24 protein-coding genes are annotated in these 23,145 nt (G+C 66.8%); 10 read left to right on the top strand and 14 right to left on the bottom strand.

Going from position 1 to position 23,145, the window contains the following annotated elements; all coding sequences use genetic code 11:
* Positions 1-86: 86 nt before the first annotated feature.
* From ACO6D6_RS06445 to ACO6D6_RS06430, 4 genes are read right to left on the bottom strand one after another with little or no spacing between them, the layout of a single operon-like run.
* Positions 87-956 (bottom strand): NUDIX hydrolase, encoded by an 870-nt coding sequence (locus ACO6D6_RS06445; RefSeq protein WP_484784223.1) that lies wholly within the window; start codon positions 954-956, stop codon positions 87-89.
* The gene (locus tag ACO6D6_RS06440) at positions 953-3,037 is read right to left on the bottom strand and encodes an RNA degradosome polyphosphate kinase (protein WP_484784221.1); all 2,085 of its coding nucleotides are present in this window, start codon (positions 3,035-3,037) and stop codon (positions 953-955) included. The genes ACO6D6_RS06445 and ACO6D6_RS06440 overlap by 4 nt, the downstream gene beginning before the upstream one ends.
* Entirely contained in the window at positions 3,034-3,849 is an 816-nt protein-coding gene (gene mshD, locus ACO6D6_RS06435; protein WP_484784219.1) for a mycothiol synthase, read from the bottom strand. The genes ACO6D6_RS06440 and mshD overlap by 4 nt, the downstream gene beginning before the upstream one ends.
* On the bottom strand, positions 3,842-4,498 hold the full coding sequence (locus ACO6D6_RS06430) for a winged helix-turn-helix transcriptional regulator (protein WP_484784217.1): 657 nt from the start codon (positions 4,496-4,498) through the stop codon (positions 3,842-3,844). The genes mshD and ACO6D6_RS06430 overlap by 8 nt, the downstream gene beginning before the upstream one ends.
* Before the next feature lie 385 nt (positions 4,499-4,883).
* On the opposite strand from ACO6D6_RS06430, the gene ACO6D6_RS06425 reads away from it, so the two are divergent.
* A complete protein-coding gene (locus ACO6D6_RS06425; protein WP_484784215.1) occupies positions 4,884-5,597 on the top strand; it encodes an NADase-type glycan-binding domain-containing protein in 714 nt (237 codons plus the stop codon).
* A 196-nt stretch (positions 5,598-5,793) separates the two neighbouring features.
* Here the strand turns inward: ACO6D6_RS06425 and dtd are convergent, their stop codons facing one another.
* On the bottom strand, positions 5,794-6,231 hold the full coding sequence (dtd, locus tag ACO6D6_RS06420; protein ID WP_484784213.1) for a D-aminoacyl-tRNA deacylase: 438 nt from the start codon (positions 6,229-6,231) through the stop codon (positions 5,794-5,796).
* Positions 6,232-6,397: 166 nt separating this feature from the next.
* Between dtd and ACO6D6_RS06415 the strand changes: the two genes are divergently transcribed.
* From ACO6D6_RS06415 to ACO6D6_RS06400, 4 genes are all read left to right on the top strand, one after another.
* A complete protein-coding gene (locus tag ACO6D6_RS06415) occupies positions 6,398-6,913 on the top strand; it encodes a heme-binding beta-barrel domain-containing protein (RefSeq protein ID WP_484784212.1) in 516 nt (171 codons plus the stop codon).
* Positions 6,910-7,845: a CAF17-like 4Fe-4S cluster assembly/insertion protein YgfZ gene (gene ygfZ, locus ACO6D6_RS06410; RefSeq protein WP_484784211.1), complete on the top strand. Its 936-nt coding sequence runs from the start codon at positions 6,910-6,912 to the stop codon at positions 7,843-7,845. Before ACO6D6_RS06415 ends, ygfZ begins: the two co-directional genes overlap by 4 nt.
* Before the next feature lie 537 nt (positions 7,846-8,382).
* Positions 8,383-8,853, top strand: coding sequence for a peptidoglycan-binding protein (locus tag ACO6D6_RS06405; RefSeq protein ID WP_484784209.1), 471 nt, complete (start codon positions 8,383-8,385; stop codon positions 8,851-8,853).
* A 140-nt stretch (positions 8,854-8,993) separates the two neighbouring features.
* On the top strand, positions 8,994-9,854 hold the full coding sequence (locus ACO6D6_RS06400; protein WP_484784207.1) for a ribokinase: 861 nt from the start codon (positions 8,994-8,996) through the stop codon (positions 9,852-9,854).
* A 200-nt stretch (positions 9,855-10,054) separates the two neighbouring features.
* On the opposite strand, the gene tpx is transcribed toward ACO6D6_RS06400, so the two are convergent.
* Positions 10,055-10,549: a thiol peroxidase gene (gene tpx / locus ACO6D6_RS06395; RefSeq protein ID WP_484784205.1), complete on the bottom strand. Its 495-nt coding sequence runs from the start codon at positions 10,547-10,549 to the stop codon at positions 10,055-10,057.
* 87 nt (positions 10,550-10,636) lie between these two features.
* Between tpx and ppk2 the strand changes: the two genes are divergently transcribed.
* Together ppk2 and ACO6D6_RS06385 are read left to right on the top strand one after the other, a co-directional pair.
* Positions 10,637-11,572, top strand: coding sequence for a polyphosphate kinase 2 (gene ppk2, locus ACO6D6_RS06390; protein WP_484784203.1), 936 nt, complete (start codon positions 10,637-10,639; stop codon positions 11,570-11,572).
* A 102-nt stretch (positions 11,573-11,674) separates the two neighbouring features.
* Positions 11,675-12,304, top strand: a complete 630-nt coding sequence (locus ACO6D6_RS06385) for a hypothetical protein (protein WP_484784201.1) — start codon at positions 11,675-11,677, stop codon at positions 12,302-12,304.
* Positions 12,305-12,355: 51 nt separating this feature from the next.
* On the opposite strand, the gene ACO6D6_RS06380 is transcribed toward ACO6D6_RS06385, so the two are convergent.
* Together ACO6D6_RS06380 and ACO6D6_RS06375 are read right to left on the bottom strand one after the other, a co-directional pair.
* Complete coding sequence (locus ACO6D6_RS06380) at positions 12,356-12,988, bottom strand: SatD family protein (RefSeq protein ID WP_484784199.1); 633 nt, start codon at positions 12,986-12,988, stop codon at positions 12,356-12,358.
* A 24-nt stretch (positions 12,989-13,012) separates the two neighbouring features.
* Complete coding sequence (locus tag ACO6D6_RS06375; RefSeq protein ID WP_484784197.1) at positions 13,013-13,918, bottom strand: LysR family transcriptional regulator; 906 nt, start codon at positions 13,916-13,918, stop codon at positions 13,013-13,015.
* A gap of 76 nt (positions 13,919-13,994) precedes the next feature.
* Between ACO6D6_RS06375 and ACO6D6_RS06370 the strand changes: the two genes are divergently transcribed.
* Positions 13,995-14,177: a hypothetical protein gene (locus ACO6D6_RS06370; RefSeq protein ID WP_484784196.1), complete on the top strand. Its 183-nt coding sequence runs from the start codon at positions 13,995-13,997 to the stop codon at positions 14,175-14,177.
* Between the two features lie 325 nt (positions 14,178-14,502).
* Here the strand turns inward: ACO6D6_RS06370 and ACO6D6_RS06365 are convergent, their stop codons facing one another.
* Positions 14,503-15,498 (bottom strand): substrate-binding domain-containing protein, encoded by a 996-nt coding sequence (locus ACO6D6_RS06365; protein WP_484784195.1) that lies wholly within the window; start codon positions 15,496-15,498, stop codon positions 14,503-14,505.
* Entirely contained in the window at positions 15,495-16,775 is a 1,281-nt protein-coding gene (gene fucP / locus ACO6D6_RS06360; protein ID WP_484784193.1) for an L-fucose:H+ symporter permease, read from the bottom strand. The genes ACO6D6_RS06365 and fucP overlap by 4 nt, the downstream gene beginning before the upstream one ends.
* 129 nt (positions 16,776-16,904) lie before the next feature.
* Here fucP and ACO6D6_RS06355 point away from each other — a divergent pair, with 129 nt between their 5' ends.
* Complete coding sequence (locus ACO6D6_RS06355; RefSeq protein WP_484784191.1) at positions 16,905-17,330, top strand: hypothetical protein; 426 nt, start codon at positions 16,905-16,907, stop codon at positions 17,328-17,330.
* A gap of 106 nt (positions 17,331-17,436) precedes the next feature.
* A complete protein-coding gene (locus ACO6D6_RS06350; protein ID WP_484784189.1) occupies positions 17,437-18,330 on the top strand; it encodes a DUF4862 family protein in 894 nt (297 codons plus the stop codon).
* Between the two features lie 114 nt (positions 18,331-18,444).
* Here the strand turns inward: ACO6D6_RS06350 and typA are convergent, their stop codons facing one another.
* The 4 genes from typA to ACO6D6_RS06330 all read right to left on the bottom strand — a co-directional run bounded on the left by typA (position 18,445) and on the right by ACO6D6_RS06330 (position 23,094).
* On the bottom strand, positions 18,445-20,295 hold the full coding sequence (gene typA, locus ACO6D6_RS06345) for a translational GTPase TypA (RefSeq protein WP_484784188.1): 1,851 nt from the start codon (positions 20,293-20,295) through the stop codon (positions 18,445-18,447).
* Between the two features lie 116 nt (positions 20,296-20,411).
* Positions 20,412-21,113 (bottom strand): hypothetical protein, encoded by a 702-nt coding sequence (locus ACO6D6_RS06340; RefSeq protein ID WP_484784187.1) that lies wholly within the window; start codon positions 21,111-21,113, stop codon positions 20,412-20,414.
* Positions 21,114-21,447: 334 nt separating this feature from the next.
* Positions 21,448-22,185 carry a hypothetical protein gene (locus ACO6D6_RS06335; RefSeq protein ID WP_484784186.1) on the bottom strand — a complete coding sequence of 246 codons (738 nt, stop codon included), beginning with the start codon at positions 22,183-22,185 and terminating at the stop codon, positions 21,448-21,450.
* A 129-nt stretch (positions 22,186-22,314) separates the two neighbouring features.
* Entirely contained in the window at positions 22,315-23,094 is a 780-nt protein-coding gene (locus ACO6D6_RS06330) for a hypothetical protein (protein ID WP_484784185.1), read from the bottom strand.
* Positions 23,095-23,145 lie beyond the last annotated feature (51 nt).

The raw sequence follows: 23,145 nt of genomic DNA, 5'->3' as shown, positions 1-23,145 counted from the left end.
CTTGTATCCCTCGTTGCATGGTCAACAACTCTACGAGCCCCGGCTGCGTGGTTCTGTCGTCCGGATGGCCAGTTTGGGGGAGTGTCCTACGCCGTCGGTTTGAAGGTTTCCATGGTCACCAGACCGTCGGGTCCGAAGTGCAGGGCGCGCACCTCCGAGACCACCATTGGTTTGTCCTTGATCCCGAGGCCTGCGTAAATCTCCGGCAGCACCGGGCGGTGTCCGCACACCGCGGTGGGGCGGTCCAGGTTCTTCAGCAGCTCGGCCATGAGTTTGCGCACCGCTTTCGGGTTCTTCGCCGCGGACTCCTCGGTGAGTTGATCGTAGGTTTCGATGCCGATCTTCTGGGTTTTCGCGTAGGGCTTGAGTGTTTCCTTGCAGCGTTCCGATGCCGAGCTGACGAGACGTTCGATCCCGAAGGCCGCCAGCACGTCGATGAGGCGTTCCGCCTGCGCCCGGCCCCTGCCCGAGAGCCGGCGTTTCTGGTCGTCACCGGACCAGTGTTTGCGTTGCATCGCCTTGGCGTGGCGGACGATCAGCAGTGCATTCGTCGGTGGGGTCTGGACGGCCGCCTCGATGATGGCGCGTTCATCCGGGTAGGTGACCTGCTCCAGCGCCGCCTCCACGGGAAACCACTTCACCGCCGACACCTCGTGGTCGGGCCGGCGGGGCCGTTGTGAAAGCACCGCGGAACGCCAGAAGTGGACGGCCTTCGGGCTCTTGTCGATCTTGTAGCGGATGCTCGGCAGCCGCAACCCCAGCCGGGCCTCCACCCCCGTCTCCTCCCGGATCTCGCGGACAGCGGTTTCCGGCAGCAGCTCGTCGGTTTCCCCCTTGCCCTTCGGAAGCGACCAGTCGTCGTAGCGTTTCCGGTGGATCAGCAGCACCTGGGGGCCGTTGGTGTGCTCGCGCAGCACCACACCCCCCGCGGAGACGATTTTCGGTTTCTTGCTCATCGGTTGCGCCTTCCCCGGGTGAGCCGGATCAGCTCCTCCTGCATGTCGCTGAGCGGCCTGCCCTCGGGGTCGGTGGTGTGGACCGACCAGGTGCGGTCCTTGAGTTCCCAGTGGACGGTGCGGTCATCGAAGGCTCGGTCGAAGAGATCCTTGATGCGGGCGATGTGCTCCGGGCTGGACAACCCGACGACGGCCTCGACGCGCCGGTCCAGGTTGCGGTGCATCAGGTCCGCCGAACCGATCCCGACGTTCGGGTTCCCGCCCGCCTCGAACCAGTAGATGCGGGAGTGTTCCAGGAACCGCCCCAGGATGGAACGCACCCGGATGTTCTCGCTCAGCCCCTTCACGCCGGGCCGGATGGTGCAGATGCCCCGCACCCACATGTCCACCTTCACCCCCGCCAGGGAGGCGCGGTAGAGGGCGTCGATGATGGCCTCGTCGACGATGGAGTTCACCTTGATGCGGATTCCGGACGGCAACCCGGCGGCGTGGTTGGCGATCTCGGTCTCGATGCGTTCCAGCAGGCCGCTGCGGATGCCGTGCGGTGCGACGAGCAACCTGCGGTACTCGGTCTGGTGGGTGATCCCGGACAGGTGGTTGAACAGGCGCGCCACATCGTCGGTTATGACGGGATTGGCGGTCAGCAACCCCATGTCCTCGTAGCTGCGGGCGGTCTTGGGATGGTAGTTCCCGGTGCCGACGTGGGCGTAGCGACGCAACCCGCCCGACTCCTCACGCACCACCAGCGACAGCTTGCAGTGGGTTTTCAACCCGACCATGCCGTAGACGACATGCACCCCCGCCTGCTCCAGCTGCCGGGCCCAGGAGATGTTGTTCTGTTCGTCGAAACGGGCCTTGATCTCCACCACCGCGAGTACCTGTTTGCCCGCCTGGGCGGCCTCGATGAGGGCGTCGACGATGGGGGAGTCCCCGGATGTGCGGTACAGGGTCTGTTTGATCGCCAGCACCGCCGGGTCGGCGGCGGCCTGCTCGATGAAACGTTGCACGCTGGTGGCGAACGAGTCGTAGGGGTGCTGCACCAGCACGTCGTGACGTTTGAGTGCCTTGAACAGGTCGGCGGGGTGGGAGGACTCCACTTCTGCCAGGTCCGGGTGGGTGATCGGCAGGAAACCCGGGTACTTGAGGTCCTCGCGGCGCGAGTCGTCCAGGGCGAACAGGCCGGTCAGGTCGAGGGGGGCTGGCAGATGGAAAACCTCGCCGGGCGCGACATCCAGCTCTCCGATGATGGTGGCGAGCATCGTCTCGTCGATGTCATCCTCCACCTCCAGACGCACGGGCGGGCGGCCCACCTTGCGTCGCAGCAGCTCCTTCTCCAATGCGTAGAGGAGGTTCTCGGCATCGTCCTCCTCCACCTCGATGTCCTCGTTGCGGGTGACTCGGAAGGTGGCGTGGTACAGCACCTCCATGCCCGCGAACAACTGCCCCAGGTGCCGGGAGATGATCTCCTCCAGGGGCACGAACCGCCCCTCCGCGAGCTTCACGAACCGGGACAGGTTGGTGGGTACCTTCACCCGGGCGAACTGTCTGGCGCCGGTCTCGGGGTTGCGGAGCAGCACCGCGAGGTTCACCGACAGCCCGGAGATGTAGGGGAACGGGTGCGACGAATCCACCGCGAGGGGGGTCAGCACCGGGAAGATGCGTTCCCCGAACAGGGTGCGCATCCGGTCCTTCTCCGCGGCGGTCAGTTCCTCCCAGGTGAGGATCTCGATGCCCTCGGCACGCAGTTGGGGCCGGATCTCCTGCTGGAACAGACGGGACTGTTCGGCGACGAGCTCGGCGGTGCGTTTCAGGATCGAGTCGTGCAGCTCACCCGGCCGGGCACCGGTGATGGTGGTCACCGCCACCCCGGCCTGGATGCGGCGTTTCAGGCCCGCGACCCGCACCATGAAGAACTCGTCGAGGTTGTTGGAGAAGATCGCCAGGAACTTCACGCGCTCCAGCAAGGGGATGCGTTTCGCATCGCGGGCCAGATCCAGCACCCGGTTGTTGAAATCCAGCCAGGCCAGTTCCCGGTCCAGGTAGCGGTGCTGCGGGAGCTGCCCGTCCTCGTGTTTGGTCATGGCGTTCCTCCTGGCCGGTAGGCGGTGTCGACGCTCAGGGTCCGGAAACCGGTGGCGGTGTACAACGCGACCACCCTTTCCTCGGAGGCCTCGACGTACAGCTCGGCGTTTTCGCACCCGGCGGAGTGCAGGTGCGCCAGTCCCGCGGTCAGCAGGGCCCGTCCCAGCCCGGCGCCCCCGTGGTCGGGATGGACCGCCAGGACGTAGACCTCACCCAGGGTCGCGTCGTGGCGTTTCGTCCAGTGGAAACCGGCCACCTCGTCGTCTTGGTGCGCCACCAGCAGCCCGGCGGCGTCGAACCATGGCTGCCGGGCCAGCGCCTGGAAGTCGTCGACGGTGAGCCGTCCCTGCTCCGGGTGGTGGGCGAAGGCCATTCGGTTGACCTCCACCACCCCCGCGGTGTCGGAGGGGTCGAAGGGGAGGATGCGGTATCCGGTGGGCGCGGGTACGGGGACGATGCCCGCCAAGGGGCGGCCCATCCGCAACAGCTCACGCACCGGGTGGAGTCCCAGTTTCTCCGCGATGGCGCGGGCGGCGGGCAGGGTGCGGAAGGCCCAGACGAAATACCCGGGACGGGCCTTGACGGCCTCGGCCACCAAGGAGGTGCCGAGACCCTTGCCCCTGGCTCCGGGGGAGACCGCCACCAGGATGGTGCCGTCGTGGTCGTCGAGGATCGCGAAACCGTCCCGGCGGGTCCACACCTCGCCCTTCCGGGCGCGGTCCAGCACCAGGAGGGCGGAGTCGTTGAGTGGGTTGAAACCGTCGTGGGCCTCGCAGGCCGCAGCTGTCACACGGGGGTCGATTTCAGGCATCGTGATCCTCCCAACGTGCCGCGAACCGGTAACCGACGTTGCGTACGGTCCCGATGAAATGGTCGAACTGGCCGAGTTTCGCGCGCAGCCTGCGAATGTGCACGTCAACGGTGCGGGTGCCGCCGAAATAGTCGTAACCCCACACCTTGCTGAGCAGCACCTCACGGGTCAGCACCCTGCCCTGGTGCTGCACCAGGTAGCGGAGCAGCTCGAACTCGGTGTAGGTCAGGTCGAGGGGTTCGCCGGCGATGGTCGCGTGGTAGGCGTCCTCGTCGATGCGGATCGGGCCGGCCACCAGGATGTGCGGCTGGCTTCCCGAGTGCAGCAGCAGCCGCAACCGGACGTCGACCTCCGCCGCCTCGCAGCCGTCGATCACGAAATCCGAGAACCCCCAGTCGTGGCTCAGCAACCCCAGGGCCGAGCCCGCGACCATGAGCAGCAGGGGCATGTCGGGGTGGGTCTGCCGGATGATGGTGGTGGCGGTGCGCGCCCAGGCGAGGTCACTGCGGGCGTCGACGACGACGGCGTCGACGAGGTCCATGCGACGCAGGGCCTCCTCCGCGCTCGCGGCGGTGCCGAGGTCGTGACTCAGCAGCGACAGGAAGTCGGGCGCCGGACCGGCGGCGGAGACCAGCAGAATCGAACTCACCACTCACCTCCCGGTCTCTGCGAGTCCCTATCGTATCGAGGTTTCACCCCCGGGCGGGGGGCAAGTCCTCCTGTGGGCGGGAGACGCGCAACCCGATGGGTGGGGGAACCTCGGCCGGCTCCCACCGCGGTCCGGGACGAGATGTCGCGTCGTTGCGGACCTGAACCAGGTGGCGCCCTGTCCCGCTTCGCCCAGAACCCCCGGGCTCCGGGCCGGAGATGCTCCGTCGGCCATGGCTTTCCCGTGCCGGAGTGCGGTCCCGAAGTCCAGGCGCGGCCGCGGATCGACGACTGTGGGCATTCCCGCGCGGGCAAGCGGTCCCGAAGTTCGGATCCTGCCCGTAGGGCGTCGCGCCGGGTGCGGGGTGACGGCGTAGCATGACCGCATGTCAAAGCGCCTGCCCGATGAGTACTTCCGGCAGACCGTCTCCGAATCCTCCGACGTGCGCACCGCGTCACCGGAGGGCGCGTTGGCGACCCCTTCCGGTGGTCGTGGCCGCAGGCCCCGGGGGGTCTCCCTGTGGTTGGTGATTGCCAGTTGCGTGGCAGCTGCGCTGGTCGGGGTCGTGGGAACTCGGCTGATGATGCAGCAGAACACCGAGAACTCCTCGCAGACCCCCATCCCATCCGCCACCAGCGTCCTCGACCTGACCCCCTACGACGGGGCCGTGGCCCCCGTTTCGGCGTCCCAGGCCGCCGGGAGGTGCTCCCAGGGTGGGGAGGACCGGGCCGCCGCGCTCCTGGACGGCCGGGCCGACACCGTTTGGCGCTGCCCCGGTGCCGGGGTCGGGGAGATGGTGAGTTTCACCTTCCAGCCCGGCACGGAACTGGTCGGGGTGCGGATCATCAACGGCGACACCACCGGTCAGGGCTACCGGGCAGGTCGCAGGATCTTGGCGGTGCGCTGGACCTTCTCCGACGGCTCCTGGGCGGTGCAGCCGCTCGACGTCAGCCACCCGGGGGATCAGGAGGTGCGATTCCCGCCCGTCACCACCAACGACGTCCTCATGACGGTGCTGTCCACCACAGAGCCGGGAAGCCCGGAAGCCGACACCAATGCCGTCGCTGTCTCCCACGTGGAGTTCCTGGGCCGCGGCTGAGGGAACACGTCGTCGGCTCCACCGGTCCCACTTTTCCCTGCCCACCTGTCCACCTGCCCACCTGTCGGTTCGCTGGCCTTGTTCCTGTTTTGCTGGGCTTGTTCACGTTTGCCTGCGCTGTGAGGCCAGCGAACACGAACAAGCCCAGCAAACCGGTGTTAGGGCCAGCAAACCGGTGATGGGGCCGGCAGCTGGGTCATTCCCAGTTCGCGGTGTCGATGAGGATGGTGATCGGGCCGTCGTTGACCGAGGCCACCTGCATGTCGGCGCCGAACCGGCCGCGTTCGACGGTGGCTCCGAGGGCCTCCAGTTCACTGGCGAGAGCCTCGACGATCGGCTCGGAGACCGGACCGGGGGCTGCCTTCGACCAGCCGGGACGGCGACCCTTCCGGGTGCTCGCGAACAGCGTGAACTGGCTGACCACCAGGATTGGGGCGTCCACGTCGCTGGCCGAGAGTTCGTCGTGCAGGATCCGCAGCCCCCAGATCTTCGCGGCCAGGGTTTTCGCCGTCGCGGCGTCATCGTCGTGGCCGACCCCGACCAGCACCAGCAGACCGGGCCGGGGCAGTTCACCCACCACCTCGCCATCGACTGAAACGCTGGCGGAGGAAACCCGGGTGATGACAGCACGCATGGGTGTTGTCTATCACGTTGTCCGGTGCGCGACGGGTAGGGTTGCGGTTCGTGGGAATGATCACTGCGTGGGTGCTTGTGGTGGCCGCCGCCGGGATCGCGGTCGTCGCGTTGGCGCTGGCCGCGTCCAAGCTGCTGCGTGGGTTCAAGGGACGAAAGGACTGAGCGTGGAGGGCTTCCAGAACATCGACATCGAGGTGCCGGAGGGTCTCAACCCGGAGCTGGTGGCTCTCGGCTGGCTCGTCGGTGCGTGGGAGGGATCCGGCAACGGCACCGACCACGAGGGCAACGACTTCACCTTCGAGCAGCGCATCGAGTTCACCCACAACGGCGGTGACTACCTGTTCTACGTTTCCCAGGCATTCGGTGTGGGAGAGGACGGGAAGTTCGACCAGCCGCTAGGGATGGAAACCGGTTTCTGGAGACCGAAACGCGACGCCTCCCTGGAGGTGACGCTCACGAACTCCGACGGCTGGACCGAGGTGCTGGTCGGGAAGATCCAGGTCACCCAGATCAGCCTGCTGACCGACGCCGTCGTGCGCACCGAGGGTGCCGCCGTCAGCCACGCCTCCGGACAGCGGCTGTACGGAAAGGTGGAGGGCGACCTGATGTACGCCCTCGACCGCTCCACCTCCGACCACGAGCTGCGGCCCCACATGTGGGCGCGCCTGGTGAAACAGTGAACGCGACCCTCGTCGAGGACGGCGTGGATGCCGGCCTCGTCTGGCACCACGGCAACCCGGTCGCGGAGGCGCGCGCCATTGAGGCCGGGGATGCGGTGGTGGACCTTTCCAACCGCGACATCCTGGAGATCACCGGGGCGGACCGGCTCGGCTGGCTGCACTCGCTGACCTCGCAGCATCTCGAATCCCTCGAACCGGGAAGCCCCTTCGAGGCGCTGATCCTCTCGCCGAACGGGCACGTCGAACACGTTCTGGCAGGGGTGGACGACGGGACGCGGATGCTGGCCTGGACCGAACCGGGACGCGCCGCCGCGCTGGTGAATTTCTTGGACTCGATGCGTTTCATGATGCGGGTTGAGGTGCGTCCCCGCGACGACCTGCGCCTGGCGTGGGTCGGCGACGACGTGGCGGTGCCCGACGACTGGGCGCGACGCCCCTCCTTGGGGGGACGCGAGGTGTTCCGCCCCGTCGACGAACCAATCCCCGCGGGCAGCCTCGCCGGGACCTGGGCCTTCGACGCGCACCGGATCGCCTCGGGAACACCGAGGATCTTCGTCGACACCGACGCCCGCACCATTCCCAACGAGATCGGCCTGTTCGGTACCCACCTCAACAAGGGCTGTTACCGCGGCCAGGAGACGGTGGCGCGCGTCCACAACCTGGGTCGTCCGCCCCGCCGCCTGACGCTGCTGCACCTCGACGGCACCGCCGAGGCGCTGCCCGCCGCCGGGTCCGCGCTGGAGCTGGGCGGCAGGGCCGTGGGCTTCGTCGGCTCCTCCGCCCGCCACCACGAACTGGGACCGATCGCCCTGGCACTGGTGAAACGGGCCATCCCCGTCGATGTCACCCTCACCGTTGACGGGATCGCCGCCGCCCAGGAAATCCTCGTCGACCCGGAGGTCGGCCTGCACTTCCGCGCCAACCTGCGCTGATCGCGACCGGTTCCCTCTCCTGAGGATTTTCCCAACTTCCCGTGGGGGGGGCTTGTGAGTGGCCCTCGCGCCGTTTACGGTGGCAACCAAGTCGAAACGTGGCGCGGGAACCTCCGGCAAGAGCCGAGAGCGGCGGGGAACCCATCCTCGGAGCGTCGGAGATCGAACCAGCCGGGCGGGTTCCATCGCTTCTGCACAAACCGAATTACCAGAAGACGCGTGCCCCGCCCCGGGGTGTCGGTCCGGGTGGGTGACGGTTCGCCACCGGGCCAACCCGATGAGCACCCTGGTGCGGTCCGGGCACCTCCACAGGAGTGAATCAGTGTTCATTTCCCGATCCCAGTTTCCCGTTCCGAAGATCCGGGCGGTCGGTTTCCTCCCGGCTCCCCGTCCGGACCCCTGGTGAATCCTGTCGCTGAGCGGTCAGCGGTCCCCAACCGGTGAGGACCGGCTGTTCAGAACCCCCTGAAAACCCGGGGCGCGGGGATTTCCGCGTCGCCCCGAGGTGAGTCACACCCGAAAGCGAAAGGAAAGAAAATGACCATCGAACGACCCGGGATTTCCCGGCGAAGCCTTCTGACCACCACCGCCGTCGGTGTGCCCGCGATGGGTCTGCTGGGGGCAGCGAACCTGTTCGGTGCGGCCACGGCGAAAGCGGTTCCCCCGGTAACCGTCGACGGCTACTGGGGTCCGCAGACAACCACGGCGTTCCAGTGGCTCTTCGGAACCGTTCAGGACGGCGTGGTTTCCAGCCAGCTCGCATCCCAGTCGGCACCCAACACCGGCCTGGCAGGAGGCTGGGAGTGGGTTCCGGACGCCAACGCGGAGGGATCGGCCGTGATCCGCGCCATCCAGGAGAACCTCAGGATCCCGGTTGACGGGCTGATCGGCCCCACCACCATCAGCGCCATCCAGGCGCACGAGAGCCAACCACAAACCGGTGTTCTCAAGGCCGGTTCGCAGACCATCAAGATCGTCCAGCAGATGCTGAGCTACGGAAGGTTCTGAAATGCCGAAAAGGGGTGGTGTCCCGGTCGGGACACCACCCCTTTCGTGTTCTCGTGACATCCTAGGAACACGCGAACGGCGCGGGCCACCATTCCGGGATGCGGCCCGCACACACCCACCAGGGAGACGGGAGGCGGGACATGGACATTGATGTGCTGGTCGTGGGGTCCGTGAACGAGGACGTCGTGGTCTTTGTGGAACGGCTCCCGGATCCCGGGGAGACGCTCCTGGCCTCCGGCTCCGCGATCGCCTGCGGAGGCAAGGGGGCCAACCAGGCCGTCGCCGCGGCCCGCAGCGGGGTCCGGGTGGCAATGGCCGGTGCCGTTGGCGACGACGAGGCGGGACACCGGCAGGCCGAGGCCCTCGAAGCGGCGGGCGTGGACATCCGGTGGCTGCAGCGGCTGACCGGTGTACCCACCGGCACGGCATTCATCCAGGTCGATACCCAGGGGGAGAACACCATAGTCGTTGCCCAGGGGGCCAACGCCCGGGTGTCGCTCCCGGCCGGTGACATCGAGGCCCGGGTCATCGTGACGCAGAACGAGATACCACCGGCCGTCCAGCGGGAGGCGGGCGAACTCGCCGTCCGCACCGGGGCGCGGCTGGTGATCAACGCCGCCCCTGCGCCCGGGAGCCCGCCATCCTGGTACGGAAACGCGGATCCCCTCGTGGTCAACGAACACGAGGCCGCGCAGCTGGCGGCATCGAACGAGGTCGGTGCCGAACTGCTCCGCCGGCTGCGGGAACGCACCGGGGCCCGGAGCCTCGTGATGACCCTGGGGGCCCGCGGGGCCCTCGTCGACGACGGGACCGGGGTGCACGTGATCCCGCCGGTGGTCGTGGAACGGGTGGTCGATGCCACCGGCGCCGGGGACACCTTCGTCGGTGCCCTGGCGGCCCAGCTGGCTCGGGGGGAGGAACTGGTGGCGGCGGCCTGCGCCGCGAACGGGTCCGCCGCGGAGGCCGTCACCTGGCCGGGAGCCCGCCCGCCCGCCGGCTGAACGCGCAGCCGACGGGCGGGGCGAGGATTTCGCGGGAGGGCATTTCCCAGAAGCTGGTTGAGCCGACCCGCGAACGTCAGCGAGCAGGACGTGCGAAACCATGCGGTGGTGTCCGGAGAGTTGAGGTAGGTGTTCTCGGACCGCCGGCGAATGGTGTCGGCTAAACCGGTTTCGCTGCCCGCGGTGCCCTCTGAAACGGGTCAGAGGGCGGCGATGGCGGCTTCGTAGTCGGGTTCCTGCTTGATCTCGGGAACCAGCTGGCTGTGAACCACGTTGCCCTTCTCGTCGAGGACGACGACGGCGCGGGCCAGGAGACCTTCGAGGGGACCGTTGATCATGGTCACTCCGTAGTTCTCACCGAAGGTGGTGCGGAAATCGGAGGCGACCGTCACGTTCTCGATGCCCTCGGCACCACAGAAACGGGCCTGCGCGAACGGCAGGTCGCGGGAGATGCAAAGCACCTTGGTGTTCTCCAGCTGGGCGGCGCGCTCGTTGAAGGTGCGCACGCTCATGGCGCAGATGCCCGTGTCGATGGACGGGAAGATGTTGAGAATCAACCGGGAGCCGGCGAAATCGGCGAGGGAGACGGGAGAGAGGTCGTTGCCGACCAGGGCGAACCCCGGGGCCTTGGCGCCGACGGCAGGCAGTGAGCCGTGGGTGTGGACGGGGGTCCCGTCCAGGGTGATATCAGTCATGTAATGAATCATTGCCGATCCCGTCCCCGGATCAAAGGAAAACCGGCCGGGGATGGAACGGTTGCTGTGGCGTGACAAGCTTGGTGCATGAGCCAGAACCTGCGTGAATTCATCGACATGGTGCGCAACGAGGGGTACACCGTCGGTGATGTTCACGGGGAGGACCAGTACCTCATCGACCCGCTCGGTGACGCCGTCGAGACCTGGCGGGACAAATACCCCTACGACACCCTCCTCGGGCGCGACAGGTACGAGGCGGAGAAACGCCAGCTGCAGATCGAGCTGTTGAAGTTCCAGTACTCGGCCCAGGACAACGGCACCAAACACATCATCCTGTTCGAGGGACGCGACGCCGCCGGCAAGGGTGGGGCGATCAAACGCTTCACCGAACACCTCAACCCGCGCGGGGCGCGGGTCGTGGCGTTGACGAAACCCACCGAGAAGGAACGCGGACAGTGGTACTTCCAGCGTTACATCGAGCACCTCCCGACCGCCGGGGAGATCGTGCTGTTCGACCGTTCCTGGTACAACCGCGCCGGTGTCGAACGGGTGATGGGTTTCTGCACCGACGAGGAGTACCGCATTTTCATGAAACAGGCGCCGGTTTTCGAACGGATGCTCATCGAGTCCGGGATCACCGTTACGAAGCTGTGGTTCTCCGTCACCCAGCGGGAGCAGCGCACCCGGTTCGCGATCCGGCAGCTCGACCCGGTGAGGCGTTGGAAACTCTCGCCCATGGACCTCGAATCCCTCGACCGCTGGGAGGACTACACCCAGGCGAAAGCCGCCATGTTGAAGCAGACCGACACCGAGATGGCGCCGTGGTACCGGATCAAGTCCAATGACAAGAAACGCGCCCGGCTCAACGCCATGCGCCTCTTCCTCGACCTCCACGACTACGACGGCAAGGACCCGTCGGCGATCAAACCCACCGACCCGCTGATCGTGCAACGCGGCCGCAAGAAATGGGCGAAGAAGAACGCCGACGGCGAGATCGTCCAGCCCGACGAGAACGAGGACTGATGTGGGGCACCAGACGCCCCGCCGCCCGCGGAGGGCGGCGGAAACCGTTCCGGAGTGCAATCAGGCCGGCTCGGCCTCTACCATGATTCGCAGGAGGAGGAGATGAGCGAGAACCAGTGGCCCGACCCCGGCCAGGACACCTCTCCGCAGTCATTGAGGGAGAGCAACATCGGCCTGATCGTCGTCCTGTTCCTGATCCTGGCGGTGGGCATTGGATCCGGCGTGTGGTGGGTGCTCCGGAATGGACAGGAGACCCTCGGCCCCGAGGCCAGCGCATCCGCCCCGCCTCCTCAGCCCACTCCGACGCAGGCCGCCAGCGAGCCGCTGGAACCGACGACACCCACGCAGGTCACCAGTGGGCCCCAGGGGTCGGTCACACCCACGCTGCCGCGGGTGAGCAGCAAGCAGCCGGTTCCCGCCATGCCGAGGAAGTTCGGTGATTTCGAGGCCAAGGGCGCGGGGAAAAGCGACGCCTATGTCACCTACTGGACGCCGAAGAAGGACAAGTTCTTCATAGTCGCCCACCTGTCGGGTGGCTCCGTCGACTCGTACACCAAGGGCCTGAAGGGTGTGAGAACCATCGGGAAGACCGCCTGCGGAACCAATGATTTCGGGGGATACGAGTGCTTCGCCCAGGTGCACGGTGGCGTCGGGAGGACGACCATGGGGCCGAGCGGAACGCTGGACGAGCTGGCGGAGATCAGCAGGAGTTTCTACGAGGCCTGGAAGTGAACCCCCGGACCGCACACGGCCGTTGCGGGGGCCCCGGGGTCGGCGTGGGGATCACGGAAGTTCCGTCAGGGCGTTGATGAGCGCCGCCAGTGGACGCAGCCCGTGGTCGTTGATGCGCTGGGAGTTCGCCGACGGGGTGACACCCTCGAGTTTTGCCGCCGTGGCGTTGTCCAGCCCCGCCCGCAGATGCACCCAGCTTCTCCGGGCCCCCGGGCTGAGGGCCGCCAGCTGGGCGTCTATCACGCGCAGCACGGGGTCGACGAGGGGATTCGCGACGGCGCGGGCGTCGATCAGCGCCGTGCGGGAGGTGCGGTTCCCGGGTTGCCGGGACAGGGTCTCCGCGCGTTCGATGGCCTCCCGGGCCCGCCACCAGGCCGATCCGTCCTGGATGCCGCGTTTCGCGTCTATGATCCGCACCTCCCCGCCGCCCAGCCCGCAACGCACCTCCGCGATCCCCAGCAGCTCGTCGCGCAGCCGCAGCATCACCGCCACCGCCTGCCCGAGGGTGGCGTAGACGCCCTGGACCTCGTCGCCCACGGTCACGCGCAGCGGATCCAGGGGCGGATGGGCTTTGTTGCAGGAGTCGATGGCCGCCAGCAGAGCCCTGTGGACGTGTGCCCGGTCGGAGCTGCGGGAGCGCACCACGTCACCCAACAACGCCACACATTCAGGAAAACCCTTCATATGAATGATTTTAAGGGATGCTCTTCATTCAATGTTCCCGGGGGGTCTCGGTAGTCGCCGCGATTTCGCCAGGCCCAGGACGTGGTCGCGGAACAGCGTGGCCGAGGGCAGCATGCGGTGGCCCGCCGCCCAGCTGAGGCCGATGTCGCGGAAGGCGTCGTCCTCGGCCAGGACCTGCAGCCGCACCCCGGGGACGCTGCGGCCGGGGGCCAGCGCCACCCCGAGGCCGGCTGCGACGTAGCCGTAGAGCGTCGGCAGGTCGTCTGCCACGAGCCCCACCTCGGGTTCAACCCCGTGGCGGGACAGCAGGGAGTCCGTGACGATGCGCAGCTGTGATGTCTGGCGCATCGCGACGAGGCGTTCCCCTCCGAGGCGGGTGATGGGGACCGGGTTCCTGGTGGCGGCGAGCGGATGTCCCTCGGGCAGCAGCAACCGGATCGGTTCGCGCAGCAGCCCCCGCCAGTGGTGGGCCCGGCTGTGGGGTCTGAGCGTGGTCAGCTCCAGGTCGACATCGGAGTCCGTCCCGGTGGCCGGGATGGTCTCGTCGCGCCTGGCGCTCAGATCCAGCTGCACGTCGGGATGTCTCTGCAGGAACCCGGCCACGATCCCGGGCACCAGCCACTCCCCGAGCGAGTGCGGGAAGGCGAGGGTCACCAACCCCGATTCCGGGTCCATCAGCTGGGCAACCTCGGCCAGGCCGTCGTCGAGTTGGTGGAGCATCGCGTCTACGTGGTGCTTGAACGTCGCCCCGGCGCGGGTGAGGCGCAGGACGCGCCCCTCGCGCCGCAACAGGGGGGTGCCCACCTCCTCGGAGAGCCTGGCCAGGGCCCGCGAGATCCCGGGTTGGGAGGTCCACTCCAGCTCGCTCACCTCGGTGACGGTGGCGCCGTCGGCGACGAGCTGGAACCAGCGGAGGACATTCGTATCCATATTCATAACCTAGCTGCATGGATTATCTTGCAAACAGGTATTGGACGCATGGGATCTCCCGGCGCAGCATTGAGTCATGAGCATCCGTGACTTCCTCAACCGCTTCCTCGATTCCGAGTTCGGCATCTACCCCGCCACCCGCGGCGCCGTGGTGGTGATGCCGACCCTGACTGCCCGTCCCGCCATCATCCGCACCTCCGAGAACGTCGAGCACGCCGAGGTGAGCTGGCCCGGACGCGACTGGGCCACCGCCCACTGACCTCCTCGGTTTTCCCGTCCGGGGTCGGATCGTGAATGCGATCCGACCCCGTACCTTTTCCCGGAAGGCTCGCGGGCCGAAGCCATCCTCCCGGAGCCAATCGAGCCGGGTCGTGTGGAGCTGGTTGAGCCGGGCCGCGAGGGACGAGCGGCCCGTGTCGAAACCATCTGGCAGCCGAACAACAAACCTGACCACAGGACCCCGGACGGGCGCACGATGGTTTCGACGCGACCAGCTCGCTGCCGCTCGCAGGCCGGCTCAACCAACTTGATGTGAGACGGTTTCGGCCCGGGGCCGCGGCTGGTCATGGCGTTCGCAATGTGTCCTAACCACCCCAGCAGGTGCGCACGCCGTACTCGACGTTCTTCGACGTGACGCCCGGTGCCGGTGATCCGGTGACCAACTCGGTGCCGGTGGCCAGGTAGCCTGACGGTTCCCTTCCCTCCCGGACCTTCGTGACGATCGCCTCGACGCCCTCCCGCGCCATGTTCTGCGGGAACTGCATGGCCGTTGCGTCGATGTCGCCGGGGCGCACCGAGTTCTTCATGGCCTCGCAACCGCCGTCGACGGTCACCACCACAACCTTCGACAGGTCCTTGCCCGCCGATTTCAACGCCGTGACGGCACCCTGAGCGGCGGGTTCGTTGACCGCGTAGACCACGTTGATGTCCGGGTTCTTCGTCAGGGCCTCCGCCATGGCCTGCTGCGCCAGGTCCCGGTCCCCCTCGCTGTTGGCCTGGTCCACCACCCAGCCCGAACCTGACTGGACACCGAAGCCCTCCTGGAAACCGGCGCTCCGGTTCTCACCCGAGGTGATGCCGGGTGACAGGTTCAGCATCATGATCTGCGGGCTCAGGCCGAGCTCGTCGATCTTCGCCCGGGCGTAACGCCCTATCAGCTCCCCGGCCCGCTTGTTGTCGGTGCCGAAGTAGGCGTTCGTGGTCTCCTGCGGCTCCATGGGGGTGTCGAGGGCGATCACGGTGATGCCCTTGTCGCGTGCCGCCTGGATGTCGGGGGCCAGGGCCGTCGAGTTCGTCGGGGCGATGAGAATGCCGTTGACGCCCTTGTCCACCATCTCCTTCAGGGCGGTTCGCTGCGAGTCGACGTCGACATCGCTGTTGCCCGTCGCGGTGGTGAGCGTGGCACCGGCCTTGCGGGCCGAGTCCTCGGCAACCTTGCGCAACGTCACCCAGTAGGGGTTCGTCTCCTGTTTGGTGATGAGCCCGATGCTGACCGGTGGCCGGTTGTCGGAGCAGGCACCCAGGGCGGCGGTGATGATGACGGTCAGGGCGGCGGCCAGCCACTTGGACAGGGCTTTCATGATGCTTCCTTCCTGGTGTGGAGCAGGTCGTAGGCGGCGTAGGCGGCCACGAGCGCCAAACACACGGCCGGCACGATGAAACCGACCGCCGAACCCGCGACATCCATCACACGGGCCTGGACCATCGGGATCAGGGCGCCACCGAGGATGGCCATCACCAGGCCCGCGGAACCGAACTTCGCGTCGTCCCCGAGGCCATGGAGGGCCATGCCGTAGATGGTGGGGAACATCAGCGACAGCGCCGCCGAGATGCACACCACCGCGACCAGGCCGATGATGTTAAGCACGAAGATCGAGGTCAGGCAGCAAGCCACCCCGAAGAGCGCCATTGCGAGCAGCAGCAGCGCGGGACGCACGATACCGAGCACGAAGACCATCACGAACCGGGCCACCAGGAACAGCAGGAGGCTGCCCTGCAGCCACCAACCGGCGGCCTCGGGGGAGGTGCCCACCACGTCCTGGGCGTAGATGATGGTGTAGGTCCAGGTGCAGGTCTGGGCGGCCACGTTGAAGAACTGCGCACCCACTCCGTAGCGGTACAGCTTGTTTCCCCACAGGCGCCCGAACCGCCCGTGTCCGCCCTCGGCGACGGCCTCCTGCGGGGGCAACGGGAGCCTGCGGAACGCGATCAGCAGCCAGATGATCACCAGAGCCATCGCGATTCCGAGGTAGGGGCCGAGCACCAGGCCGAGATCGGCTTCCTGTGCGGCGAGGGCCTCTTCCTCGCTCATGATGGATTTCGCGGTCTCGGGGGTCAGGTGGGGCAGGATCAGCACCGCGCCCATCAGCACACCCAGGTTGGCGCCGATCGGGTTGAAGGCCTGCGCCAGGTTCAATCGCCGGGTTGAGGTGGATTCCTCACCCATCGCGATGACAAGGGGATTCGCCGAGGTTTCGAGGATGGACAACCCTGCGGCCAGGGTGAACAACGCCAGCAGGAACATGGCGTAGGTGAGGGTCTTGGCCGCCGGGATGAACAGGAAACCGCCGGCCGCAGCCAGGCCGAGACCGGTGAGCAGACCGGCCTTGAAACCGAACCGCTGGTTGATCATCGCGGCCGGGATGGCCAACAGGAAGTAGGCACCGTAATAGGCGAACTGCACCAGTGATGACTCGAGGATGGTCATGGTGAAGATGCTCCGGAACACGCCGACCAGCACATCGGTCAGGTTGGCGGCCGTGCCCCAGGCGGCGAAGCACAGCAGGAGCAGCAAGAACGGGACACGCAACTCCTTTGCTACTAGCGCGGGACGTTGCTGGGGTGACGGGGCGGTCATGTGACCTCCTGTTTCCGGGCGTCTTCGCCCTCTAGGGTCCCGTCAGTTTAACTCCGGAGCGGGGTGATCATCCCATGGTCCGTGAAAATCCGTGGAGCAAATGTCGGTGGCGGGTGGGAGGCTGGTGTCATGGAAACGTACTCGTGGGCCGGGGTGGTGGTGCTGGGATTCCTGCTGGCGACACTGGCGGGCACGCCGGTGGTGCGCGGGCTGTTCCGGCTGGTGGACTGGCAGACCCGCCGCGAGGCCTTGCGGCGTGAGGCCGCCGAGGCGGGGGAGGGCGGTCCGGAGCTGATAGACCTCAGGCTGGTCAGGGCCGGGAAAGAGCTGCCCGGGGGACGCTGGCTCGGGTTGCTCGAACGCGCCGCAACCTACGCTTGCATAGTCGCCGGGTTTCCCGCCGGGATTGCGGTTGTGATGGCGGTCAAGGGGTTCGGTCGCTACCCGGAGCTGCGCACCCCCGACGCCGCCAAGGGGGAGCGGTTCATCATAGGAACCCTTGCCAGCCTGCTGTGGGCGACCCTGTGGGCGGGGGCGGTGCTGCTGCTTCGTTGACCTCTCAAAGCTGGCTGAAATGGCGTGGAAACGCCCCCTCCGATGCTGCTCCCGATCAGTTGGGTGATGTAGCCTTCGGGCTGTTCATGATGAGGGGGAGGAACCAATGCCGGAGATCATCGTCGGCGCCTACGCGGCAATGCCGTTCGAAAAAGAAGACCAGGAAAAATTCTACGCGGAACTGGCGGAACGAAACCTGGCCACCGCTCTCGAAATTCCTTTCACGGATTCCATTCACGAGGACCCGGACTGGTTCGTCGCCCAAGTGCGTGGCCGGTTCCACCGCGGCGTCGTCACGGCCCTCCCCGGCACGATGAAACGGTTCGCGGAGGAACCCTCCTTCGGGCTGGCATCCAACGACGACGAGGGGCGTCGGGCGGCGGTCGAATGGGTCACCGGTGTGCGTCGCGCAGCCGAGGAACTGAACCAGCTGACCGGGGAGGAAACCGTTTCTTTTGTTCACATCCATTCGGCCCCGGGGGTCAGGGCATCGGCCGACGCCTTTCGGCGTTCCCTGGCCGATCTGGAAGCCGATGACGGATTCCTGGCGGAGATCGTGATTGAGCACTGCGACGCCTATTCGCCGATTTTTCCCGGGGACAAACGATTCCTGAGTCTCATCACCGAACTCGCCGTCGCGGATGAATGCGGATTCGCGATCAACTGGGGTGGTTCCGCCCTCGAATGGCAGAACCCCAACCGCCCGCGCCAGCACGTCGAGATCCTCGCCGAGGCCGAGCGGCTGCGCGGCCTGATCTTCTCCGGGGTCGCGGCCGTCGACACCCGCTGGGGGAGGGCGTGGGCCGACCTCCAACTGCCCCTGTCCACCGACGAGCCCGCATCCTTGATGACCCCGCAGCGCGTGACCGAGTGCCTGGCCCTTGCAGGGGACCGGGTCGCCTACCTGGGGGCGAGGGTCAAGGCCCCGGCCGAGGCCGACGTCGAGGCCCGGCTCAAGGTCGTGGCCTCCGTGGTCGATCTGCTGAAACCCCAGGACTGACCGCGGTCAGCGTCGAAACCTCCCGCCCCGAAGCGGATTGAGCAGACTCGAAAATCTTCCAGTTTCAGGACAGGAAGCTCAGGTGCTGGCTCAACCAACTTGGGAAGGGGCTGGTCAGCCGCGCTTCAGGCGGGCGCGGTCCTTCTGTCCCAGCACCACCTTGCGGATCCGCACCACCGCGGGGGTGACCTCCAGGCACTCATCGGCGGCGCAGAACTCGAGTTGCTGTTCCATCGACATCAGGCGCGGCGGGATGAGGCGTTCCAGCTCCTCACCCGTGGAGGAACGCACGTTGGTGAGTTTCTTCTCCTTGGTGGGGTTGACGTCCATGTCCTCGGGGCGGGGATTCTCGCCGACGATCATGCCCTCGTAGACCTCGGCCCCCGGGCCAACGAACAAGATGCCCCGCTCCTGCAGGTTGAACAGCGCGTAGGAGGTGACCACCCCGGTGCGGTCGGCCACCAGGGAACTCGTCGGGCGGGTGCGGAAATCCCCGGCCCACGGTTCGTAGCCCTCCGCGACGTGGTTCATGATCCCGGTGCCGCGGGTCTCGGTCAGGAACTCGGTGCGGAACCCGATCAGGCCGCGCGCCGGAACCAGGAACTCCATCCGCACCCAGCCGGTGCCGTGGTTGACCATCTGCTCCATGCGGCCGCGCCGCAACCCCATCAGCTGTGTGGTCACACCGACGAACTCCTCGGGGGCGTCGATCGTGAGGCGCTCGATCGGTTCGTGCACCTTCCCGTCGATGATCTTCGTCACCACCTGCGGTTTGCCGACGGTCAATTCGAAACCCTCGCGCCGCATCATCTCCACCAGCACCGCCAGCTGCAGCTCGCCGCGGCCCTGCACCTCCCAGGTGTCGGGACGGTCGGTCGGTTTCACCCGGATCGAGACGTTGCCGATCAGTTCCTGCTCCAGCCGTGCCTTCACCAGCCGAGCGGTCAGGTGCTTGCCCGACCTGCCCGCCAGCGGGGAGGTGTTGATGCCGATGGTCATGGAGATCGACGGTTCGTCGACGTGGATCAGCGGCAGCGGTTTCGGGTCTTCGGGATCGGAAAGGGTCTCTCCGATGGTGATCTCCGGGATGCCGGCGATGGCGACGATGTCGCCGGGACCGGCGGATTCGGCCGGGACGCGTTCCAGGGCCTCGGTGACCAGCAGCTCGGTGAGTTTCACGTTCTGGACGCTGCCGTCGTGGCGGCACCACGCCACCTGCTGGCCGCGTTTCAGTTCACCCGCCACCACCCGGCACAGCGCCAGCCTTCCCAGGTAGGGGGAGGCGTCCAGGTTCGTCACGTGCGCCTGGAGGGTGGCGCCCTCCTCGTAGGAGGGTGCGGGCACGTGTTCCAGGATCGTCTCGAACAACGGTTCCAGGTTCGGCGAGTCCGGCATCTCGGAGTCGGCGGGCTGGTTCAGGGATGCGCGCCCCGCCTTCGCGGAGGCGTAGACGATCGGGAAGTCCAGCGCGTCGGAGGCGTCGTCGTCGAGCAGATCCATGAACAGGTCGTAGGTCTCGTCCACCACCGCGGAGATCCGGGCGTCGGCACGGTCCACCTTGTTTACCACGACGATCAGCGGCAGCTTCTTCGCCAAGGCTTTGCGCAGCACGAACCGGGTCTGCGGCAGCGGCCCCTCGGAGGCGTCGACCAGCAGCACCACGCCGTCGACCATCTCCAGGCCCCGCTCCACCTCACCGCCGAAGTCGGCGTGACCGGGGGTGTCGATGATGTTGACGGTCACCTCCCGGCCGTCGGGCATCCGGTGCCGCACGGCGGTGTTCTTCGCCAGGATCGTGATGCCCTTCTCGCGTTCCAGGTCCATGGAGTCCATGACCCGCTTGTTGACGTCGGCGCCCTCCCGGAAGGCACCCGACTGCCACAGCATGGCGTCGACGAGCGTCGTCTTCCCGTGGTCGACGTGGGCGACGATCGCAACGTTGCGCAGGTCATGACGAATGGGCATACGGGCTCCTAGGAGGTTCGGTGGCAGGGCCGCGGGACAGTGTACGCCCCGGGAACCAGTGTTTTGGCACGAAACGGCCCCGGGCGGATCGCGCCCGGGGCCGGGAAGAGGAGGAATCAGCCCTTGAGTTTCTCGACCTGGGCCTTGAAAATTTCTGTAATGATTTCCGAGGGGGGTTCTTTGTCGTTGAGATTCAGCGACTGGGTAATGATGGTGTTGCCATTGATGCTGCCGATCAGCAGGTAGCCCTTGGTTTTCACCGGTTTGCCGCCGAAGGTGGAATCGGAGGTGACTATCACTGCGACGAGGTCGTTCACGCCCTCGACTGCGGGCGCCTGCTGCATCTCGATGCTCTGCTTGAAGGGGTTTCCGGCCGCGGTTCCACTGATCGAGGAGCACTTCTGCGCGTATTCTTTGTACTTGCCGGGGGCTTCGGAATCGGAGCTCAGCAGGAGCGACGCGCCCCCGGTCTGGGTGACCCCCGAGGCGCCCGCCACGAGTTGCGTGATACTCGTGCTGAAGCACTCGGCGGGTTCGATTTGGGCATCGGCACCCTTGGCAATGCTGTCCAAGTCCGGGATCTCGGACATCTCCTTGAGAGTCACCCCCGCGACCTCACCGGTCAGGATCTTGGAGGCCAGATCGGGATCAGCCTCTTTCTTCTGAGCGGGGGCGGCGGAGTTCTGAGTGGTCTCGGAGGTCTTCGAGTCCTGCGACCCTGTCTGCTGCTCGGCGGGTGTGGAACCCGAACATGCGCTCAAGCCGATGGTGAGGGCGGCCAGCGAAGCAGCTGCGATATGGGGGAAACGACGGAACATGGTTAATCCTCGCGATTGGTTCAACGAACGACCCCAGTGTCGCACCCGCCGAGGTCAACTCCTGGCATTTACGGCACAGACGGCCCGTCTACGGGGCTGTTGACCTCGGGTGTTTCCCGCGTGTTGCCGGTGTCTTGCGGGAGGCATGACGCCGCTGTTCAAAGCGACCGCGAAGATCTCGTGTCCGGTTTTGCGCCTGGGATCCCACAGCGAGTTTCTCGATGCCGGCCGCCTCACACGGCAGAGCCGAGCCGGTGCTCCTCGAACCGATGGGACATGGTGTCCCACGACCCGGCCCGGACGGGTCGCGCCGGGGCCGGGCCGGGGCGCGGGGTCAGCCGTTTAGTTTCTTGACCTGGGCCTTGAAAATTTCCTTTGCCACCTCGGCGGAAGAACCCGGGTCGTCTGATGACAGGCGCGTACGAACCACGACGTTGATGTCACCGACATTGCCGTCGATGACGATCAGCCGTGGGGTGGTTCCCGTCGTACTTGCACCGTCGTCGTGCCAGATGGTCGTCGTCGCGACGACGTCGCTGGCGCCCTCGACATCAGGTTCCGGCAGCAACTCCACGTTCATGGTGAAGGGCGCTGAACCGGCGGTTCCGCTGGCGGAGGGGCACCTCTGCGCGTACTCCCTGTGTTTTCCGGGGGAGGACGTGTCGGAGCCCAGCATGACCGTGGCGGTTGTGACGTCGTCTTTTGCCTGGGAGGCCACCTCGGGAGATCCGAGGCCGGTCGTGAGGCATTCGGGGGGATCGACCTCGCAGTCCCCGCAGTGACCGAAGATGCTTTCTATGTCGTGTGGAAGCATGATCCGGTCGATTTCCTGGAGTTCGACACCGGCGACCGGGCCTGTCAGGAGTTTGGCGGACAGGGCGGAACCGGAGGACGAGGACGCGTCGGCAGGGCTCGGGGACGCGGTCGCTTCGAGGCTTCCGGTGGCCTGTGAGGCCCGGGAATCCTGCTGCGGGGGTGTCGTCTGCCGGTTGGTGGATGAGGCCCCCGAGCAGGACCCCAGGGCGAGGACCGTCAACAAGGTGATTGCGATGGCGGAAACGTGACGGAACATGAATCCTCCTTGCGATTGGGAATGGGCCGGGCATCATCGCATCCCGGTGGGTCCCCGGCCCCGGGAGAAGCGGAGGACGACCTGCGGAGGGCTCGTATCCGCAGGTCGCCTCGGGGCCGGGGCCGGATCTCAGCCGTTGAGTTTCTTGACCTGGGCCTCGAAGATCTTCACGGCGGTGTCGAGGGACGCCTCCTTGCCCGTGGCGGATACTGGGTGTGCCTGGACCGTGACGTTGATGTCACCGACGTTGCCGGTGACCAGGTAGGTGGAGAAGCCCGCGTCGCCATCCGTGCCGGAGAAACCGTGGTAGGTCGTCGTCGCGACGACATCGGTGGCGCCGTCAATGGTGGGGATCTGCTGTGTCTGGATGTTCGTCAGGGCGTCCGTGTCGCCGAGGCGGTTGGTGATCTCGGCGCACCTTCGCGTGTACTCCTCGTGCTTCCGGGGGGAGGACGTGCCGGTGCCCAGCGCGACCCGGACATTCTCGTTCTCGACCTCCCCCTCGGAGCCCACGACTAGCTGCTCGATACCGGTGGCCTCACAGCCGGCGGGATCAATCGTGGCCTCGATGTCGCTGTCGTAGTAGGGGTTCTCCAGGTCGGGGAACGGACTGCTGGCGTCCTCGTGCACCCGCACCTGGGCGAGGGTGAAACCGGCCACCTGGCCGATCAGGAGCTTGGAGGACAGTTCGGCTTTGAGGGCCGCCGGATCCGTGGGGGCCGCGTCCTCGGGTTTCGACTGTGTCGGTTCGGGAGCGGGGGAGGAAGTGGTCTCAGCGGGGGAGGAAGTGGCCTCGGCGGGGGAGGAAGTGGCCTCGGCGGGGGAGGGGGCGGTGTTCGAGCAGGCGCTCAGACCGAGGGTGAGGGCGGCCAAGGATGTGATCACGACGGTGGAGATGCGTTGGCTCATCGGAGTTCCTTCAGTCCGGGGATTTGCGGCCACGAATGGTGTGGTGCGGAG

Source organism: Arachnia sp., from assembly GCF_057238465.1.
This window is presented reverse-complemented; position numbering and strand designations above follow the sequence as displayed.